We start from the raw sequence: 14,685 nt of genomic DNA on the forward strand, positions 1-14,685 counted from the left end.
TATTGACATTACATTAATTTTGTGTTATAATTAAATATTTAGTTGACTTTATACACCCTCCGTAGGTATGATAGGTTCATTCTTTTACTTTCACTTTGGAGGGATTAAGATGCAAATCGCAAACGGAATACATATGTTGGAGTTGGAAGTTCCCATCATGGGACATACAAACGTAATTCATCCTGTCCTACTGAGTGATAACGACAGAGCGGTATTAATCGATACCGGTTACCCTGGCAACTACCCTCTCATTTGTAAAGCATTCGACAATGCTTATGTCCCTCTTAAACAACTAAAAACGATCATTATTTCTCATCAAGACATTGATCATATCGGGAGCTTGCCTACCTTCTTATCTGAAATGCCAGGAAAATTAACTGTACTTGCGAGTCAACTTGAGAAACCTTATATCGAAGGCGAGAACATGTTGATCAAAGTCACTCCGGAAGCCATTGAGCGCGCTGTCGCGAGTTTACCTGCCGATGTCTCGCCCGAATGGCGGAAAGCTTTTCGCACGAATTTAGAAAATCCCCCAAAAGGAACTGTCCATGGCATCTTGGTAGATGGCGAGATCCTTACGATCTCTGGAGGTCTGCAAGTCATATTGAGTCCTGGGCACACACCGGGGCATCTCAGCTTTTATCACATGCCAAGTAAAACGTTGATTGCCGCGGATGCCTTGGTTGTTGCGGAAGGACAACTGATGGGTCCTATTCCAGCTTATTGCTCAGATTATGAGCAGGCGAAGCAGTCGCTAAAGAAGTTCACTCACTATGACATCGAAACGGTTATCTGCTATCATGGCGGGCTGTTCAATCATAATCCCAACGCTCGGATTGCTGAACTAGCAACTGAGCTTTGACATAAGAAAAAAAGCAGGCTGCCCTTAGAGGCAACCTGCTTCCCTTATGTACGTCAAACTACTTTAATAGCGTGTAAGCACCGATCACCGGCAGCGGTTTGACCTGACCTTGAGCGGCTGCGACAATGCCAAGAACGGCAAAGATGACAAGCGCCAAGTTTGCGAGCGGTAGCAGAATCCAACCGATAATCGGAATGATTCCCAAAACCACGTTCAAGATGACACAGCAGAGGAATAGCGTAAGCCCCTGATTCGCATGATACATAGCAAACTTGGAATCTTTAGCAGCAATAAGCGGAACGAAAAACAAGATATACGCAATAATAGCCATTCCTTTATTACTTTGAATATCTGTGGAATCATACATGGACAGCACCTCTTTTCTCAAAGTATACTATTCCATTATATTCGGAGTTTTCCATCTATTCTATTGATTTTCACACAATTCAAAAAATATTTTTCGACCATATCCGCAATAGTTCCGCTTCACGGACAGGGTCCATTCCGGCTGCACGCGATGTAGTAGCAGATCGACTTTGATCCCATGCCAACGTATCCTGAACAATTTCAATCAATGGTCTTGTTTTCAATCCGTTTGCAAATGCCTTCGTATTATCTAAAGAAAACATACCGACGAGACTATCGCTTTGAATCCAAAGCGGCAGTTCCATCCATTCCCCAACCCCGTTTGCCACAAGGAAATCTTCCGTCACCCACGTACACGTAACTCCATGAGGATTTACTTGTTTGCAAGCTTGGGCGACCTCTTCCATTGTATAATCACTTCCGCTCGCATGTAGGGTCCCTACAACTTCTTGCTCCACTAAACGAATAATCCAAGCAGACAAGTCACGCACATCAATAAATTGCACCTTCCGTTCTTTCGGCAAAGGCACCAGCACTTCGCCTCCGCGATGAAAACGAGAAGGCCAATACGTGAAACGATCTGATAGATCGTAAGGTCCAACAATGAGACCTGGACGAATAACTAGCGCCCGATTGGGGAATTCCTCCTGCACAGCTTGTTCACTTAGAGCTTTCTTTGCCCCATATTTCTGCCCAGCATCCATCTGCTCCGTCAAGTTAGCGACAGGCGCTGATTCATTAATATTTACTTTCTTAAGATCCTCATAGACGGAAACCGTAGAAATGAACGTGTAGTGTTTCACTTGATCCTTTAACAGCTTCGCGGCCGCTGAGACTGCCTCAGGTTCGTACCCGCTGGTATCAATCACAGCGTCCCACTCAGGCCCTTGCAGGCGGTTCAAATCAACATTACGGTCACCATTAATATGCTGAACGTGTGGAAAGGCACCAGCATCATGTAAGCCGCGATGAAACAAAGTAACTTCATGCCCATTCGCCACGGCCGCTTCTGTAAGGGCTCTGCCAAGAAACTTGGTACCACCAAGAATGAGTATTTTCATGTATATCCTCCTAGATTTGAGCTCCGTTCTCTTCAATTAAAATTACGTCTAATCGTATCATTTTAATCACTTCTTACTGTCCCAATCTGACATGCGGTAGCCAAGCAACCAATGCAGCTGCTTTATTTTGAATGAATCAGGAAATAAGCTAAGCACTAGATTACGTACTTTTATCGTCACCGAGTTATTCATTTGCACCATTCGAGCCATGCGTCTCGACTGCCGCACAACACGATTAGCTCGAGGGATTCGAATCGCTTCGTAGGACTCGAAAGCACTTTTGATACTAGTTGATGAAACCTCCGCGACTTCCTTTAGACACCTTGCGAGTACATAGGCATCCTCCATCGCTTGCGCTCCACCTTGTCCCAAATTCGGCAGCATCGGGTGCGCCGCATCACCAAGCAATACCACTCTGCCCTTGCTCCAAGAATGAAGCGGCTTTCGATCATAAATATCATGTTTGAGAATCGCCTGTTCGTCTGTCTCCTGCACCACCTGCTCAATTGGATCATGCCAACCTTGTAAGTGCTGAAGGACATGCTCTTTCTTTCTCCGTACCTCTTGTCCTTCAGAGGCATTGATCGCAACAAACCAATAAATTTGACCCTCGCCTAGCTGTGAGAATCCAAATCGCCGTCCTCTGCCCCAAGCTTCAAAACCTCCGCCATTCTCTAGCGTGTACGCAGGGTCAACATAGGCAGCTACGCCTCGAAAAGCCGTAAATCCAGAATACTGCAGCGGACCAGGCTCCAACAATAGCTTAGCCACATCAGAGTGCAACCCATCCGAACCGATCAAAATATCCCCGCTGTCTTCCGTACCATCCTCAAAACGAACGATAACCCCATCATCAAGTTGGTTAAAAGAAATCAACTTTTTTCGATCATGCAACATGGTTTCATCACTCAGATGCTCAACCAAAATTGCTTGCAGCTTTGCACGATGAATAAGATAGCTATAGGTTCCATAAAGAGCTGCTTGTTTGGCTACTGGAACCGCCGTGATGGCTCTGCCATCCCAAGAGCGGATGTCCGCCTGACCAACTTTCGCGCCTGCGTGCTTCACCTTTTCGGCGACTCCAAGATCAGATAAGACATGTAGTGCATTCGCGGCCATGACAATCCCTGCTCCGAATTCAGCGCGCGTCTCCTTTTTCTCATAAATGACTGTTTCCCAGCCGATTTTTTGCAAAAACAAGGCTGTGCTTAGGCCGCCAATGCCTGCCCCAATGATAATAGCTTTTTTCCTAGGTGCAATAGATTCCATGCCCCCTCTCAAATCCAGTCATTTCCATCTACTTTATCATATTCTGCGAAAGACAAATACTCCTTAATCCAAAGAGTAAGGAGCATAGCTATCAAGCATCTAAATTATTAGTTAACGATCAGTTAGCAACTTTCTCTTGCTGCACTTCAATGAGTTCCAAGTTGGAGAAAAACAGGCTGAGTTTTTGCATTTTTTCAGAAGCAGCCAATTTCGGCAGTGGAGGGCACATAGGTTTCCCGTTGTAACATACGATAAATAACAAATTCATCACCGATCCTTTATGAATTTTTTGCGCAGCCTTCTTGTATTTTCCGACAAATAAAGCGGGACACCGTCAATATTCGATATGTATATGCAACTGCACAGGGCAATATGCTAACTTTTTTAAACTTTTCAACCCTGTATATAATTCGAAAGACCCCCTCTGATTAGAGGGGGTCTTCATTATTAAACAATCGCTAATTCGGAAAGTTTAGCTCGTACTTGATCCACTAGTTCTCGCGCATCTTCCGGACGGTTCACAACATCAACCTTGTCCATATCCACAATCAACACTTCAGATGCATGATAATGATTCATCACCCAATCATCATACCCCGACCAGAGCTGTCGGTAGTAATCAACCAAAGATTGATCTTGCTCGAAGCTGCGTCCTCTTAAGCCGATACGATGCATCACCGTATCAAAGGAAGCTTTGAGATATACCATCAAATCTGGCGCTTTTTTCGGAAGTTCAGCAAGCTCAGACATCATATTGTCAGCAAGCCCTTCGTACACATCAAATTCTAGTTGAGAGATTCGCCCAAGCTCCCTATTAACTTTTGCAAAGTACCAATCCTCATAAATGCTTCTATCAAGTACATTTCGATTATGTACCAGCGCTTGTTTAATCGCCTTAAATCTTGTATTCAGGAAGTGCAGCTGAAGCAGAAACGGATAACGCTTCTTCTCAATCTCTTCCGGAGATGACGTGTAAAACAGCGGTAAAATCGGATTATCATCGACACTTTCATAGAAAACACTTGAATTCAGTTCTTTTCCTAGCAAAGTAGATACTGATGTTTTACCGAGACCGATCATTCCCCCAACCACAATCACAGCCATTGACCCCTTTCTCCTTCTACCCAATCATAATTTACCTACTGTCAATTTTCGCAAAGCTTACCTATTATACAAGGAATTTATAGTCCTGCAAACATTATTTTTTTGCCTTTATTTTTCACCAAAATACACAACTTTGATTGTACTTCGTCTAATTTGGAAACACCACAAAAAATGTTCCTATGTTTCCGTGATTGTTTATTTGTTCATACTGTCACTAATAATAAGTGCAAGTTCATAAAATAATAAGACAGAGGTGTGTCGATGATTTACGGAACCAAACTACTGGATACAGATATAGAGATATTCATTGCAGCCTTGACCAAAACACCTGTCTATGTTTGGTCGTTAGATCCCTTAGGCGTTTATTATCAAGTCAGCTCAGGAATTATTGTCAAATATACGCCTGATGAAGTGCGAATCCAAAATGAACAGGACGCGTCTATTTCGAAATGGTATTCCCGTGAATCCAATGAATTCAGCATCAGTTTCTAACTAATGAAAAAAAACCGCCATTTTCCATAAGTGGAAAGACGGTTTTTTCACGCGAACTCAGTTCCATTCCTTGGTGTTATGTCCAATTGTTATCGTAGGTAAACACACATCAATGGCCGTTCCTTCTCCTAAAAGGCTCTGGATGGTCATTGTCCCTTTATGCGCCTCGACAATTTTGAAACACATCATCAACCCGAGACCTGTCCCCTTCTCCTTAGTGGTATAGAAAGGCTCCCCTAATTGCTTTAATCGATCTTCCGGAATACCGCAGCCGTTATCTTCTGTCCGAACCCTTATCACATCATTTCCTTGCATGGACACTGTCAGTTTGATTTGGCCATTCTTCTCAATGGCTTCCATCGCATTTTTGACCAAATTAATAAACAATTGCTTCAAGTGCATTTCCGAACAAACGAGTTCTGTACGTTCCGTTTCAAATTCTAAAACAAGCTCCACATCGCATAATACCGCTTGCGTTTCGAGCAGTGCAGTAACGGATTGAAGGATATCCTTCAAATCGCTTTTTTTGTAATGAATCGCCTCCGGCTTAGCAATCACAAGAAATTCACTGACAATAAAGTTGATCCGATCTAATTCGGAGAGCATAATGTCAAAATAGTGCTGTTTCCCCTTTACATCATTCTGCAGCAGCTGCAAGAAGCCGCGTAGTGAAGTAAGGGGGTTTCTGATTTCGTGCGCTAACCCTGCGGCTAACTGTCCCGCGACAGATAACTTATCTGATTTACGTAACAATTCCTCCGTTCGATTCCGTTCTGTGATGTCCCGTGAGATGCCGGCAAAGCCAATGATTTCGCCTTTCTCATTTTTGATTGGCGTTTTCGTCACGCTCACATGTACAAGTTGCCCATCCTTCCGCAGTCGGACGGTCTCAAGCCCTGAAATCTGGTTGCCAGCCTTCAGCATATCGTAGATTTCTTTGCGTTGTTCCTCCAAGAAATCAGGATAAATCGGCAGCGGCTTATTCAATAATTCGTCTTGATGCCAGCCAAATATTTGCTCGTAAGCCCCATTGACCGAAATAACTCTCGCCCTTAAATCAAGTACACAAATGGCATCTGTTGTATTGCTGATGAACGATTCAAGAAGATCTTTCGTTTCCCTAAGCTCTGTTTCCATTCGTTTTCGTTCTGTAATATCCACGCAGGATCCGATAACTTCGACCACGCGGCCATTTTCAATAATCGGGCGCAAGGAAGTTAAGTAAGTAATCCCTCGAAAGGTCGCTTCATACATGACATTTTCTTCACCATTCCACGCCCTGCGGTAAAACGAATCCATATTAACAGCCATAGAATAAGGCCAAATTTCGTAGAGATGATTGCCAAGAATATTCGAAGGTTGAAATCCCAGTCGATAGAGAAGTTCGCCGTCGCATAACGTGTGAATGAATTTCCCTTGCATTTGCCTGAACTTCATCGTCATGCCTTGCTGTCTGCGTACAGTATCGTGCAGATCCTGCTGAGCTACTCTGAGTGATTCGCGATCTTTGTTATGCTGCGTAATGTCTCTGGCAATCACATAAATGCCTTCATTCATGCCATCAACGATAATGGGCACGTTCTTCAAGCCTAACTCTATCTGCTCACCGCTCTTATGCTTAACTCGAAGCATATAGTTATCTGACTTTGAGACGATACTATTGATGCAATTATCTCCCTGATGTTCCTGCTTCCAGAGGCGGTTAATGGATTGACCGACTACTTCTCCTTCTGTATATCCTAAAATCCTTTCCATAGCAGGGTTCAGACTTTTAATCGTCCCCTTTAGATCACAGGTAAGAATGCCAGCAGGATTATGCTCGATTAATGATTTGTACCGCTGTTCACTCTCCGCAAGCTTCCGTTCCATTTCCGTTTTCTGTGAAAGATAACTGATTTGAGACATATAGTAAAACGGTTCATCCTGTGAATCTCTCATTAAAGAAATCCTGAATTCTACCCAGGCGATGCTACCATCTTTGCGAATCAATTTTTTCTCAAGTTGATAGAAGCTTGTATCTCCAGAAACCATTTGTTGGAAATAAGCATCTAATTCTTCGGATTCATCCGGTGAAAAAATCGCATGTAATTCCCTGTTAACAAGCTCTTCCTCCGCGTATCCAGTTAAAGTGCATAAGCTATTATTCACTCTTAACCATAACCCGTTCAGCGAAATAATGGCGATTCCCATCGTGGTGAATTCGAAGACTGCGGCAAAAGACGGCTCTGTGCTCGAAAGCAAACCCTGAATATTGTCAGGATCTGCATGGTTTGAACGATCCTGCGGATTATTGACCCTATTCATACGTTTTCTCCTATCATAGATATGCATTGGATGGCTTCCAGTACCGATCGTTTTTTGAATTCGACAACTTGCATATTATTCCTTCTTTAGTAGCTGTTGGAACATAAATAGTTCGCGATTTGTGACCTTGAGCGCAATTGTTATGTTAAAATGTAAGGGGGCTCACTATATTTTAACGGGTTGTACGAAGGAGGATTCACAGCTTGCCAAACATCTGGACTCATCTCATATTCGGCCAAGAATTGATAGCGCAAATGGGGCATGACCAAATGCTGAATGACAGACAAATGCGACAAGTTTTCTCCCTTGGCTGTCAAGGACCGGATTTCTTGTTCTATCATCATTTCCTGCCTTGGAAAAAAGATAAAACGCTAAATCAATTAGGAAGTCTTATGCATACGAAAAATTGCGGTCCATTTCTCGAGGATATGCTTCGTCAGGTACAAGGCCGTGGACTGTATAATCCAGCTGTTGTTTATGTACTTGGATTTATTACGCATCATATTTTAGATCGCAACATGCATCCATATGTTTTCTATAAATCAGGTTTCAAAAAATGGGACCATCAACGATTTGAAATTATTATGGATACCCTTATCGTAAAGCGTAAACGTGGAATTCAGACATGGAAAACACCAGTTTGGAAAGAAATTTATGTGGGTGAAAAGCTGCCGCTTGGCGTTGTACCTGCTCTTACCCAAGCAACGGCAAACAACTACCCGGACATTGCTACGAACATTACGGAGAAAGATTGGAACGACGCTTATTTCGATATGATGAAGGCGCAGCGACTTTTCCATGATCCTAAAGGAATCAAGAGGGTATTAACCTTTGGTAAAATTGCGCCGCTGGTTTATAAAAAGCGTGTGGCTCCGCTCGACTATCTTAACGAAGCCCACACCATTTGGAACTGTCCGACATCGCTTGAAGAGACCTATACGCATAGCGTCTGGGACTTATGGAATATCGCTTTGGCAGACGGTGAAATCGTCCTTCAAGCGGCAATTCAAATTTTGCTTCGAGGTTCGTCTGCCGACCTACAGGCCTTTACTGCCGTTCTAGGCAATCGCTCTTACGAGACGGGGAAAGATTGTGACAGCGGTTTGGAAATCACACATGTGAAGCCCATGCTTTAAAGGTTCGCGTCGTCGACTTGATCCAACCAATTCTCGATTTGGCCGATTACAGAAGCTACGCAGCCATCTTGGAAAGGCGAGATCAAGTTAGCAACTTGAACAAGTTCCGTGAAACTTTGGCTCCCACCTTGCTGGCAAAGTCGCAAATAATCTTCCCAGGCAAGCTCCGGATTTTCATTAGCCCGTTTCCAGAACTGAAACGCACATACTTGCGCAAGTGTGTAGTCGATGTAGTAGAACGGGCTTTTGTAAATGTGCGGTTGCTGTTGCCAGAAGCCTCCTCTTTCCAAAAAGTCGTTATCCTCATAAACCCGATGCGGCAAATATTTCCGCTCAATCTCGCGCCAAACGAGTTTACGCTGGGCAGGTGTCAGCTCCGGCTGCTCGTAGATCCGATGTTGGAATTCATCGACAGCTACGCCATATGGAATAAACAAGAGGGATTCACTCAAATGTTTAAATTTATACTTATCTGTTTCTTCCTCGAAAAATAGTGACATCCAAGGCCAAGCCAAGAACTCCATGCTCATAGAATGGATTTCACAAGCCTCCAGGGTAGGGAAAACATATTCAGGTACTTGGAATTCTCTAGAGCTATAACCTTGGAAGGCATGGCCAACTTCATGTGTTAAGACATCAATGTCTCCAGCAGTACCGTTAAAGTTAGAGAAAATGAATGGTGCTTGGTATGTACTAATATAAGAGCAGTAGCCTCCAACGCGTTTCCCCTTCTTAGCCACCAGATCCATTAAGCCATTTTCGATCATAAACGTAAAAAATTCATTTGTTTCCGGCGAAAGCTCCGCATACATCTTCCGTGCTTGCTCGACAATCCAATCGCTATTACCTTTGGGTGTCGCATTTCCAGATGGGAAGCCGAACTTATCATCGAAATAATGAAGAGCGTCTACGCCAATTCTAGCCTTCTGCCGTTCCTTCAATTTCGTAGCAGCAGGCACAATGTGCTCCAATACTTGATTGCGGAACGCTTCCACATCTTTGGCATTATAATCGGAGCGGTTCAAACGCGCATAAGCTAATTCCACAAAATTGCTGTAACCAAGCTTCTTAGCAATAGCTGTACGGACCTTCACAAGTTGATCATAAAGTTCGTCCAATTTCGCTTCGTTTTCGATAAAAAAGTTATATTTTACATCATTCGATTCTTTGCGAACATTTCGGTCTGTTGATAATTGAAAAGGGATTAGCTGTGATAGATTTCGCTCTTCCCCTGCATAAACCAGCTTAGCCGAAGCAAGCAGCTTTGAGTACTCGCTAGCCAGCTTGTTTTCCTGGACGAGATCTTCAACGATTTCAGGTGAGAAAGTCTTGAGTGATAGTGAAGCAATTCTGAACAATTGCTTGCCCCATTTGGCTTCCAGCTCATCACGATAGGCGGAACCGATCAGCGCTTTGTAGAATTCTGTGATCGAGCCTTGGTATAGAGGTTCAATTTCATCAAAATACTCTTGCTCTGCTTTATAAAATTCATCCGTCGTATCCACACTGTGCCGAATTCGCGCAATAGATTCCATAGATTCTTGCTCACTTCGAAGCTTTACGATGGCTTCCATTGCTTGATCCTGCTCTCCAAAGGAAGCTGCTTGCTTAAACTGTTCTAATAGCTCTTTAAACGCCGCTTCAAATGTGCTAAATTCAGGTCTTACATACGTAAAGTCTTGGAATTTCATTGACTTCTCTCCCTCGCATTTTTTTTCAAAATAACGGCCTTATCTTCATTATCCTCATAAATTGGGGATTTGCCAATCAATTTCCTGTATGCCAAGCCCTTTAAGAAGCTCATTTATCTGCGAAAACGGCTTGCTGCCAAAAAATCTACGATAGGAAGATAGTGGACTTGGATGAACCGACTTCAGTATATAGTGCCGATTTGTATCAATGAGCCGCTGTTTGGCTTGGGCATGACTTCCCCAAAGTACAAAAATCACGGGCTGCTCCCGTGAATTCAATGCCTCGATCACTTTGTCGGTAAAACGCTCCCAGCCCTTCCCTTTATGAGAATTAGGCGTGTCTTCGCGTACAGTCAGGACTGTGTTTAGGAGAAGTACACCTTGTTTGGCCCATTTCACCAAGTAGCCGTTATTGGGAATAAAGCAGCCTAGATCTGACTGTAATTCTTTGTATATATTCTGTAAAGACGGCGGCGGTGTGATGCCCGGTTTAACGGAAAAGCTGAGGCCATGAGCCTGGCCTCTTCCGTGATAAGGATCTTGTCCAATTATAACAACTTTCGTAGATTCGTAGGGGGTTAAATGCAAAGCATTCAAAACTTCATCTTGTTCCGGATAAATCGTATTCACTTGGTATTCGTCGATGAGAAAGTCACATAATGTTTGAAAATAAGGCTCTTCCAGCTCGGAGCCCACAATTTTAGTCCAATCGTTCGTTAAATAAAACACTTTCGATCCTCCATTACTCGGTTTCCGTGCCAAGCTCCCCCGTATCGATGTTTTTCAATACAATACGTCCGTCTGCTGCAGTTCCGTCTGGGAGCACGAGCTTCAATTTGGTTGTTCTCCCTTTATTAACAAGTGCTTGCACCTGCGTATCGGTCAAATTCCGTCCAAAGCTTTCCTTCCAGATGACAAATTTGCAGCCTTCCTTATAATGAGAGCACCCATACCCTTTACGCCCCATAAAAAGAGATCCGCCGCAGCCTGGCCGTGGACAAGTCACCAGAAAAGTACTTGCACCGTCTGATGGGCTGGTCTTGGCATCAGCTGATTTCTTAGGCGCTGTTTTCGTTTTGGCGGCGCTTGATGAAGAAGCTGACGAGCTCGCTCGTGCCGTTGTTCCTCTCTTACTCCCCCCGGCAGATGGCGTTTCACCTTCAAAAGCTGTTTTGGAAGCTCTAGCCTGCACCTTTACTTTGTCAACAATCAATGTTGCGAATCTTTTGACATTATGCATAAACTGCTCGTCCGACGCTGTGCCGCGGGAGATCTCGTTCAGCCTGCGCTCCCATTGGCCCGTCATTTCCGGAGATGTAAGTAGCTCGATGCCGGCTCCGCGAATTAATTCGACGGCCATCCTGCCCTTTTGGGTAAGCAAAATTTTCTTGCCCTGCATGTCGATATAGCCTACCTTTTTCAACCGTTCAATGGTCGCTGCGCGTGTGGCAGGCGTCCCGAGACCGGAATCTTTCATCGCATCGCGAAGCTCCTCGTCCTCAATCTGCTTGCCGGCACTTTCCATTGCTTTGAGTAGGGTGCCTTCATTAAAATGCTTTGGCGGCTGCGTATCTTTCTCTTTGACGACAGCGTCACTACAAACAACTTGACCTTGAGCATCTATCGAGAAAGGCTCGCTGACTTCTACCTCTTCGTCTTCTTCCTCTTCCTTCTCTTTGCCCTTCGTACTTTTGGGCTTTTCTTTTTTCTGATCGGCATAAATGACCTTCCAGCCCAGATGGAGAAGTTCTTTGACAGTCGTCTTGAACATCTCTTGCTCGACCTCTGTCATTACCGTATGAACCTTATACTCGGCAGGCGGATAAAATTGCGATAAAAACCGTCTCACAATCAAATCGTACAATTTCTGCTCATCCGGCGTGAGTCCAGATGCTTTACGATTCGTTGGCAGAATTGCATGATGGTCTTCCACCTTAGATGGATTGCAAATATTTTTATTGTTTTTATGCACCAGATTACGATTAGCGCCTTGCACTAGGTCATGATAAGCGGTTCCTTGCAAGGCCGATAATGACTTATGCATTTCCGGAATATTTTGCTCCGTGACGTAGTTGGAATTTGTCCTTGGATATGAAATGACCTTATGCTTCTCGTAAAGCGCCTGAGCGGTATCAAGCGTCTTCTTGGCCGAGAAGGCATATTTCCCATTCGCCTCGCGCTGCAGCAGCGTCAGATCATACAATTTAAAAGGGTATTCCTTCGTTTCCTTTACTTCATATGAAATAATGCGCGCCGGTTTCCCCTTCACTTTGGCCGCTAATGCTTCCACTTTCGGTTGGTCTGTTAAGCGGTCGCCCTGCCACATGCCTCGATAGGTGGTCTCGCCTTGTGTGAAGTACCCCTCCAGCTCGTAAAACTTGAGTGAGGAAAAGGCTTCAATTTGTTTCTGGCGATCATAAATGAGGGCAAGGACAGGTGTTTGAACGCGACCAACAGAAAGCAGGACATTATGTTTTGTTGTAAAAGCGCGTGAGCCATTCATGCCGATCAACCAATCGGCTTCACTTCGGGAGCGTGCCGCCCGAGTCAGATTCTCATATTCGGATCCGTCTTTAAGCGTTGCAAAGCCATTGCGAATCGTCTCGGACGTTAAGTCAGAAATCCAGAGACGTTTCACCGGCTGCTTCAGTCCCAAGTGCCGCTGGATTAGCGAGAAAATATGCTGCCCCTCTCGCCCGGCATCGCAGGCGTTGACGAGTTGATCACATTTTTTCGCAAGTTCAGCAATCACTTTCAGTTGATCATACGTCCGCGGATTGGGAATCAGCTTAAATTCATCCGGAATGATCGGCAGGTGGCTTATGTTCCATTTTTTATATTTGTCATCATATTGATCTGGTTCAGCCAACTCGATTAAGTGTCCGATCGCCCAGGTGATAATGTACTGCTCACCCTCCAGGTAGGACCTAAGATTTTTGGCTTTAGGTTCTATTGCGGCGGCTATATTTCGCCCCATGTCCGGTTTTTCCGCAATAATTAGTGTCTTCAAAAGAGTATCGCTCCTTATTCATACTTTCTAAATGGATCTCATCTATCGCCTCAGTGTATCCCACTTTATTCACCTCTGCAATATGGCAAAGGTCGAATTTATGAATTCCACAGACAAGGAAGACGGCTCTGTTAGTCAAATTTAGCTAAGTCGAATGATATTAATGGTCGCTCCTGGAGGTGACAAAATAACTGTAGCAATTAGTCCGAATAATTGGAGAATAATGGTCGACCCTGCCGTCACAGTAATGATAAAATCAGCTAAATAAGAGGACGCGGCAACCGCAGGCGCTGTCACAGACGCTGGAACGGAAACGCCGTTTAACATAACGCGAGACTGCGCGAGCACTCCTGCTGTGGCGCTTATTTTATAAGAAATATAATACCGGCCCGCATTTGTGAGCGTAAAAGTCGTATTGGCACCATTAATCGTGATTCCTGGGCCAATATCTTGGTTATTCGGCAGCGGAATATTAAGTCCACCCAATACGACCAATAAAGTGCCTGAAGTGTTTGCCGCAAACGCTGAATTGGCGGTCAGACTAGTTCCCGTCTCACCTGTTGCACCGGTTGCTCCTGTGGCTCCAGTTGCTCCTGAACCTGTTGCGCCTGTTGCACCCGTTACTCCCGTGGCTCCTGTTGCTCCCGCTACTCCCGTTGCACCTGTCGCGCCTGTTGCTCCCGTGGCTCCTGTTGCTCCCGCTACTCCCGTTGCTCCCGTTGCACTCGTTACACCCGTTGCACCTGTCGCTCCTGTTGCTCCCGTTGCTCCCGTGGTACCTGTCGTACCCGTTACCCCCATCGCACCCGTTGCACCCATTGCACCCGTCGCACCTGTCGCACCCGTTGCTCCCGTCGCACCTGCCACTCCCGCTACTCCCGTCGCCCCCGTTGCCCCCGTTTCACCAGTTGCACCAGTTGCACCAGTCTCTCCCGTTATTCCTGTTGGTCCTGATGGTCCGCCGAGAGGACCCGTCGGTCCAGTAGGCCCAGTAGGCCCAGTAGGACCCGGTAACGTTTGAGCTGCTAAGATATCTGCTAATTTAGCTTGCAGAATGGCTTCCTCAAGACTCACCGCAGCAATCGTATTCTTTATGCTTTCATTGACAAGCAAGATATCGCTGATTGTTGCTGCAATAGGTGTTATACCTGGAAGAGTCCCTAATACATACTGGAGTTTCTCTCCTTCAGCGTTCAAAATATGACTTAATCCCAGTTCCTCCAAGGCGATCGAGGCGAGTAGCAGATTGATGGCTTCTTCTCTTGTAATTGAAATTGTCGGTGAAATATTAGGAAAGTCACTTAAAGACATTATGAAATCCCCCCATTCTCTTCTATGGAATCATTGAAAAACGAAAAGAGTTGACTATTTGCAGAAGTCAACCCCTTTT

At 44.8% G+C, this 14,685-nt stretch carries 12 protein-coding genes; 3 read left to right on the top strand and 9 right to left on the bottom strand.

Translation table 11 applies throughout. From position 1 onward, the window contains the following. The first annotated feature begins 109 nt into the window (after positions 1-109). Positions 110-862: an MBL fold metallo-hydrolase gene (locus tag AC58VC_RS01060; RefSeq protein WP_497367038.1), complete on the top strand. Its 753-nt coding sequence runs from the start codon at positions 110-112 to the stop codon at positions 860-862. A 58-nt stretch (positions 863-920) separates the two neighbouring features. Here AC58VC_RS01060 and AC58VC_RS01065 read toward each other — a convergent pair whose 3' ends face one another. The 4 genes from AC58VC_RS01065 to AC58VC_RS01080 form a co-directional block, all read right to left on the bottom strand. Continuing rightward, entirely contained in the window at positions 921-1,229 is a 309-nt protein-coding gene (locus AC58VC_RS01065; protein WP_477501653.1) for a DUF4870 domain-containing protein, read from the bottom strand. Positions 1,230-1,308: 79 nt separating this feature from the next. Further along, positions 1,309-2,289, bottom strand: a complete 981-nt coding sequence (locus AC58VC_RS01070; protein ID WP_497367039.1) for an NAD-dependent epimerase/dehydratase family protein — start codon at positions 2,287-2,289, stop codon at positions 1,309-1,311. A gap of 66 nt (positions 2,290-2,355) precedes the next feature. After that, the gene (locus AC58VC_RS01075) at positions 2,356-3,558 is read right to left on the bottom strand and encodes an FAD-dependent monooxygenase (protein WP_497367040.1); all 1,203 of its coding nucleotides are present in this window, start codon (positions 3,556-3,558) and stop codon (positions 2,356-2,358) included. 447 nt (positions 3,559-4,005) lie between these two features. Beyond that, a complete protein-coding gene (locus AC58VC_RS01080; RefSeq protein WP_161411862.1) occupies positions 4,006-4,662 on the bottom strand; it encodes a deoxynucleoside kinase in 657 nt (218 codons plus the stop codon). 261 nt (positions 4,663-4,923) lie between these two features. Here AC58VC_RS01080 and AC58VC_RS01085 point away from each other — a divergent pair, with 261 nt between their 5' ends. Beyond that, positions 4,924-5,154, top strand: coding sequence for a hypothetical protein (locus tag AC58VC_RS01085; protein ID WP_161411863.1), 231 nt, complete (start codon positions 4,924-4,926; stop codon positions 5,152-5,154). Positions 5,155-5,211: 57 nt separating this feature from the next. On the opposite strand, the gene AC58VC_RS01090 is transcribed toward AC58VC_RS01085, so the two are convergent. Further along, positions 5,212-7,458, bottom strand: a complete 2,247-nt coding sequence (locus tag AC58VC_RS01090) for a PAS domain S-box protein (protein WP_497367041.1) — start codon at positions 7,456-7,458, stop codon at positions 5,212-5,214. A 203-nt stretch (positions 7,459-7,661) separates the two neighbouring features. On the opposite strand from AC58VC_RS01090, the gene AC58VC_RS01095 reads away from it, so the two are divergent. Beyond that, on the top strand, positions 7,662-8,594 hold the full coding sequence (locus AC58VC_RS01095) for a zinc dependent phospholipase C family protein (RefSeq protein ID WP_497367042.1): 933 nt from the start codon (positions 7,662-7,664) through the stop codon (positions 8,592-8,594). Here AC58VC_RS01095 and AC58VC_RS01100 read toward each other — a convergent pair. The 4 genes from AC58VC_RS01100 to AC58VC_RS01115 all read right to left on the bottom strand — a co-directional run bounded on the left by AC58VC_RS01100 (position 8,591) and on the right by AC58VC_RS01115 (position 14,606). Further along, positions 8,591-10,285 carry a M3 family oligoendopeptidase gene (locus AC58VC_RS01100; protein WP_497367043.1) on the bottom strand — a complete coding sequence of 565 codons (1,695 nt, stop codon included), beginning with the start codon at positions 10,283-10,285 and terminating at the stop codon, positions 8,591-8,593. The genes AC58VC_RS01095 and AC58VC_RS01100 overlap by 4 nt on opposite strands. 54 nt (positions 10,286-10,339) lie before the next feature. Next, positions 10,340-11,014, bottom strand: a complete 675-nt coding sequence (locus tag AC58VC_RS01105) for a uracil-DNA glycosylase (protein ID WP_497367044.1) — start codon at positions 11,012-11,014, stop codon at positions 10,340-10,342. 13 nt (positions 11,015-11,027) lie between these two features. Beyond that, the gene (locus AC58VC_RS01110; protein ID WP_497367045.1) at positions 11,028-13,295 is read right to left on the bottom strand and encodes a type IA DNA topoisomerase; all 2,268 of its coding nucleotides are present in this window, start codon (positions 13,293-13,295) and stop codon (positions 11,028-11,030) included. A 141-nt stretch (positions 13,296-13,436) separates the two neighbouring features. Next, the gene (locus AC58VC_RS01115; protein ID WP_497367046.1) at positions 13,437-14,606 is read right to left on the bottom strand and encodes a BclA C-terminal domain-containing protein; all 1,170 of its coding nucleotides are present in this window, start codon (positions 14,604-14,606) and stop codon (positions 13,437-13,439) included. Positions 14,607-14,685 lie beyond the last annotated feature (79 nt).

The sequence above is a fragment of the Paenibacillus sp. J22R67 genome, assembly GCF_059692175.1.